The organism is Delftia sp. DT-2, from assembly GCF_028401915.1.
Classification (GTDB): domain Bacteria; phylum Pseudomonadota; class Gammaproteobacteria; order Burkholderiales; family Burkholderiaceae_C; genus Comamonas; species Comamonas tsuruhatensis.
Genome location: NZ_JAQOTI010000045.1, coordinates 1 through 4,677 on the forward strand (window position 1 = coordinate 1; position 4,677 = coordinate 4,677).

General features: G+C 46.4%; 4 protein-coding genes. All 4 read left to right on the forward strand.

Annotated elements, in window-relative coordinates; translation table 11 throughout:
• A partial coding sequence (locus tag PO605_RS30635) for an RHS repeat-associated core domain-containing protein (protein ID WP_272207332.1) occupies positions 1 to 660 on the forward strand: 660 nt, incomplete at its 5' end.
• The gene (locus PO605_RS30640) at positions 632 to 997 is read left to right on the forward strand and encodes a DUF6984 family protein (RefSeq protein ID WP_139223921.1); all 366 of its coding nucleotides are present in this window, start codon (positions 632 to 634) and stop codon (positions 995 to 997) included. The genes PO605_RS30635 and PO605_RS30640, both read left to right, overlap by 29 nt.
• 258 nt (positions 998 to 1,255) lie before the next feature.
• Positions 1,256 to 1,684 carry an RHS repeat-associated core domain-containing protein gene (locus PO605_RS30645; RefSeq protein ID WP_272207333.1) on the forward strand — a complete coding sequence of 143 codons (429 nt, stop codon included), beginning with the start codon at positions 1,256 to 1,258 and terminating at the stop codon, positions 1,682 to 1,684.
• Positions 1,685 to 1,873: 189 nt separating this feature from the next.
• Positions 1,874 to 4,677, forward strand: a 2,804-nt coding sequence (locus PO605_RS30650) for a DUF6531 domain-containing protein (RefSeq protein ID WP_272207334.1), incomplete at its 3' end; no start/stop codon positions are given.

Below are 4,677 nucleotides of genomic sequence, written 5' to 3' on the forward strand. Positions count from 1 at the left end.
TTCGACCTGCGGTATCCGGGGCAGGTGTTTGATGAAGAGACGGGGCTGTCGTACAACCTGCACAGGTACTACGATGCCGCGACGGGGCGGTATATGCAGGCGGACCCGATCGGGTTGGAGGGTGGGTGGAATCGGTTTGGGTATGTAGCCAACAACCCGCTAAACGACGTGGACCCGCAAGGCCTGCACCCCGTGCTGGCAAGAATGCAAGGCCTGTACTACCGGTACGGTCCGGCGATCACGGAGTTCATTGCCGGGGCGTCGGGGGTCAACGGGGCGTTGGCATCGCCTGCGGCGATCAGCCCGCTGGTGGCGCAGATTCCGACTACGGTCTCGCGCATGGCACCGATCGCCCAAGCTATTAATCAAGGAATTGATACTGGCGCATACTGTTCAGCAAAGAGTATTGATGAGTTGGTTATACAATTTGGCAAGGTCGAGAATCAAATATCCCATACTTTTCGGCATGTAGAGAGAGCTGGATTTAATCGACAGCTTGTGCAAGATGCTATAAGAGAAGATATCTTAAGAACCGCTGATTCGTTAATTGATGGTCAGTATAGTGGAAGTGTGATATTGAATGGGGCCAAGCTTGACTACAGCGCTTTTAAACTACCTAATGGAATTATAAATGTCGGAAGAATTACCCCTCCACGATAACTCAGCCCGACTTTTGCGCGCTGAAGAAAAAGCACTTTTAAGTGCCATGCTGTCTCAGCAAAAAAAAATTCCAGACGTCGAAAATAGAATTGCTTTAGCCAGAGTTTACGACATGTCAGATGGCGGTATGGGAAGTATAAAATTCGTTGGATCCGATGAAAATACTTTGGGTGAAAATCTGGCTGAAGCAAGTTATTTTGATGATGATGGTGTTCAGGTGATAATTACGGTATATGGAGACGAAGCAGGTAATCTGTATGAGGTTGATTTTTGGAGGGTTGATTTTTTGCCCCTCAAAAAATATCCACAACCAGACTCTTTGAAATTAGTTGGTTGAATTCGGGTTGCGTAAATTATCTAATAGGGTTCAATACTTGCAATTTTGTAAAAATCAACAATGATCTCATCTAAGAGGGGGTAACGCTACTGATTCACGAAATGCGCTGAGACGGTTGCTGCTGCCAAATTCAGTAGCGCGTCTTGAATATCTAGTCCTCGCTCCAGGCAGATACGAAGCCTTCCAAGGTCTGCAAACCTGCCGTGCGGGACATCGGACCACCTGACCCCCAGGCGGCTGACCAACCGGCACGGGCAGGTGGCTTGGCAGTGGCTGATCTCGGGATTTGGTGAGGTGCGGCCCACCACGGGCGAACGCGGCTATGGACAGACGGTCAGCGGGCCCAGCTACGCGCAGGCCGTGAAGTTCGACTTGCGGTACCCGGGGCAGGTGTTTGATGAAGAGACGGGGCTGTCGTACAACCTGCACAGGTACTACGATGCGGCGACGGGTCGGTACATGCAGGCGGATCCGATTGGGTTGGCGGGGATAATCGGTTTGGGTATGTGGGAAGCAACTCACGATTATACGTTGATCTGCTTAAATTATGTATTTGAAAAAATATTGTGGATTAATTTCAAAACTTGCCTGTATCTACGTTTGCATCCGCCGCAAATTGCTACTTGCTTGGGTAGAAGCGGCTACAGTAGTCATGAATTTAACTCTTCAAGAGTAAGTAATTTATGAGGTCGGTCTGAAGATTTCTGCCTCGTATGTGCGATGTACAACGTTTCCTCCCGTTGAGCGAGCGGCGGCGATAGTTGATAAGCTTGGCTGGCGGTATGCTCTAGCCGCTGAGGCTAGAGGTTATGAGTAAATAGGGTGTATGAAGATTATTAATTGTCTAGCGATGCGTATAAATTGTGGGATTGCGTTGTGAAAAATATTGTCCTGTTTCATCTGTGCTTTGTATTTTTATATCTTTTAACGCCTAAAGTACATGCGCAAGTAACATATCAAAGTGTTTGTGTTGAAAATAGGCAAAATTCGGATGGCGTGAATGTGTGTAAGCTATCGCCAATATATACATCTGAATGGACCCAAGCAGGTAGGAATGGCGTGCGTGGATCTGTTTCGGAAGTAATTGATGAAGAAATAAAGAGATTGACGGATCCTCCTAGTGCTATTTGTAATCTTAAGTACGAGGTAATGCCCGCAGAGGTAATTGCAACTGATGGTTTTATTCATTCGGAACAGCCTATTGAAATGAAAACGCTGGTTCTCTATGATTACTCTGTGCGAGGTCCTGCTGGAGAGTGCAATGACACTCGTTACAAAGGCGGGTTTAGCGTGATAAGCCGGAGAACGGCAGATTGTTCAAGCCAACAGTCAGGCGATTTGATCTGGCAGAGTAAGTGGTTTTCTGATATCAGAAGCAAAGCCTGTGTTCGCCAAGAAGACTTTTCCCTGCATTCATCTGCTACAGAAGGGCATTGTGCTGCGAGCCTATATGGATTTCCTGGTGGAGCTTTTCCAACTTACATTGGTAACCCTGTAGAGGTGTCAACGGGGAATAAGGTGGAATATGAACTGGAATTTTCTGACGAGAGACCTGCTCCTCTGAGTATTAGCCGATTGTATAACAGCGCTTGGGCAAATGGGCGTGCACCACATCCGCCGTCATCATTCGGACTTGGTTGGTCTCATAGTCACGAAATATGGTTGGATTTCGATAGGAATAATGTCAACCCTTTGACAGGTAATCGTTCGGTAAAACTAAAATCTGGAGATCATGAGTCTGTCTCGATAAATACAAGTTTTGGCGATGTTGCTGTATTTCATAGATTTATCCCTGATTCCACATCTGGTGGAGCTGGTGGTAGCTATATTCCTGGAGCTTTTGTTGGGGACCTTAAAGCAAGAGTTTTTTTAAGAATAGATAATGGTTGGTTCTATAAAAATGAATACCAGGATGAGTTCTTTTTTGATAATGATGGATTTATTTCGAAAAAAACCCTTTCTAATGGCGATTACTATTTGTATCATTATTCTCAGGAAAAGAAACTATCGAGAATTGAGAATAATTATTCCAGATATATCGACTTTGTATATGGGGCTGATGGTTTTTTGTCAAAAATAGTTCCAAGTCATGGAGACGAAATTTCATATCGGTATGGCGATGGCCTTCTACGATCGGTGGTTTTTATTGATGGAGCAGAGATAAAATATCTGTATGAAGATGAGAGGATGCTGACCGGGAAAATTGATGAAAATGGGGTGCGGGTGGGATTTTACTCTTATAAAGACAAGAAGGTTGTGTCATCCGCGAAGACGGCGGGGGTCGGTGAATATAAATTCACATATCAAAAACGAATTACCAGAATTACTCCTCCAGTGGGTGATCCATTCTATGTTTGGCATTCGTCACTTCCAGGCTCGAAATTGTATAGCTCAAATTCAGGGCGATTTTCCGATCTGCAAAATTTTCCAATAAAATCCGTATATTATGATAAAGATGGGTTTGTTGAAGGTTATTATGATTACCTTGGGTATGGCAGTGGGTTGTTCTGGGATAAGGGTCGTTATCTTCCAGTAGAGCTTGTGGAGGCTAAAGGCGCTGGCAAGGCTGAAAGAAAGACCAGCATTTCATGGCATCCTGTTTTGAGGGTGCCTGTTAGAATTTCGGTGGGTGGTGTTGTACGGGAAATGGAGTATGATGATCGCGGTAAATTGATAAGTCTGAACTCAAATGGCAGTGATGTATCGCGAGTATTTCAATGGGGATGGGATAATCGTGGAAATTTGCTTTCATTAAGAGACTCCATTGGTTTTATATACCGTAATGCTTACGATGAATTTAATAACAAAAAAAGCATGGAGAATTCAATCGGACATGTGACGCAATACACGGCATATGATCATCGTGGTCGATTGCTATCGTTTTTCGATCCCAATGGAAGCAGGCATGAAATTACCTATGATTTAAGGGGGCGTATTACAGGCGTTGGTTCTGCGGGTTTGTATCATAAGTATGAGTACATGAGTAATGGCAGTCTTGGCCGTGTTTGGTATGCGAATGGATATTCGGTTGATTATCGGTATGATGAGGCGCAGCGCTTGATTGGGTGGTCTGATAATCGTGGTGACTTCGGAATTTATAGGCTGGATGGTGCGGGTAATAGAGTCGAGGAGAGGGTTGGGAATGAGGTATTGGGTGCTACTTATAAGGTTGTTAGAGATATAAATAACATCAATCTTACTTCAAGCATTACAGTTGGTGATTATGCAAGGAGCGGATTCAGGTATGACGAAAATGGTGATTTGACTGCGGTCGCTGATGGTTTGGGGAAGTCTGTCAAGTTGACTCTGGATAGGTTGCGCAGAGTTGAAGCGATCACCAACGAAAGAGGGGGGAGTAGCTTCAGCTATGACTCGTCAGGTCTTATCAGCCAAGTCAAGGATTTCAAGGGTGTAGTTACAGAGTATGGCCGTGACGGCCTGGGCAATATGACCCAGGAAAAATCACCGGACATAGGTGCCAACTCCCTGACCTACGACCAGCGCGGTCTGGTCGCCACCGCCAAGGACGCCGCAGGCCGCACCCTCGCCGTGCAGCGCGACGCCCTGGGCCGTCCCACCCAACTCCAGTACGGCAGCACCGCAACCTCCACGCTGCGCTACGACCTGCCCGGCACCACCTACAACGGCCCCGGTGCCCCCAAGGCCAGCACGGGCCACCT